Source organism: Saccharopolyspora sp. NPDC045839 (genome assembly GCF_056431645.1).
Window position 1 is genome coordinate 1 of sequence record NZ_JBWKKH010000083.1, and the last position, 1,076, is coordinate 1,076.

General features: G+C 63.9%; 1 protein-coding gene. It reads right to left on the reverse strand.

The genetic code is table 11. The annotated features are described in order from the left end of the window. A partial coding sequence (locus tag AC07EQ_RS43385) for a sodium:solute symporter family transporter (protein ID WP_478393617.1) occupies positions 1-1,076 on the reverse strand: 1,076 nt, incomplete at both ends.

Consider the following 1,076-nt stretch of genomic DNA (forward strand, 5'->3'; position numbering starts at 1 on the left):
TACCAGCCGGCGTCCTCACCACTGGTCGAAGCCCGCAAACTGGCCCGCGGCGTCAACCCGTACACCAACCCCACCAACTCCGCCTCCGGCTTCGGCCGCGTCACCAGCGACACCACCACGCTCACCACGATGTCCACCACGAACGCCACACCCGCACCCACGAAACTCGCACCCTGCCCCGGCAGATCCAGCACCCCGGTCTCCGACAACCCGAACACCACCACCGCCGACACCGTGCCCAGAACCAGACCCGCCCACCCCGCATGCGGCGTCATCCGCTTCCAGAACATCCCCAGGATGAACGTCGCGAACAACGGCGCGTTGAAGAACGAGAACAACTGCTGCAGGTAATCCATCAAGTTCGAATACCCCGCCGCGATGAACGCCGTACCCACCGCCGCCAGCGTCGCCCCCACCGTCACCCAACGCCCCATGCTCAGGTAATAACCATCCGCCCGGTCCCGCACCACATAGGACTGCCAGATGTCATACGTGAACACCGTGTTGAACGACGACAGGTTCGCCGCCATCCCCGCCATGAACGACGCCAGCAACCCGGCCAGGGCGATCCCCAGAATCCCGTTCGGCAACAGATCCCGCATCAACAACAAGATCGCATCGTTGTAATCCACACCCCCACCGGTGCCCCCGGCCTGCTTGAACGCCGCCAGCTCCGGGATCAGCACCGCCGCGATCATCCCCGGAATGATCACGATGAACGGGATGAACATCTTCGGGAACGCCCCGATGATCGGCGTCCGCTGCGCCGCCGACATGCTCTTGGACGCCATCGCCCGCTGCACCTCGACGAAGTTCGTCGTCCAATACCCGAAACTGAGCACGAAACCCAGCCCGAACACCAACCCCACCACCGACAGCACACTGTTGTCGAACCCGGTCAACTCATTACCCGGCCACGCCGACAACTGCTCCGCACCACCCGGACCCGCCGACACCCGCTCGATCAGGCCCTGCACCCCACCGACCTTCACCAACCCGATGATCGTCAACGGCAACAACGCCGCCACGATCACGAAGAACTGCAACACCTCGTTGTAGATCGCCGCCGACAACCC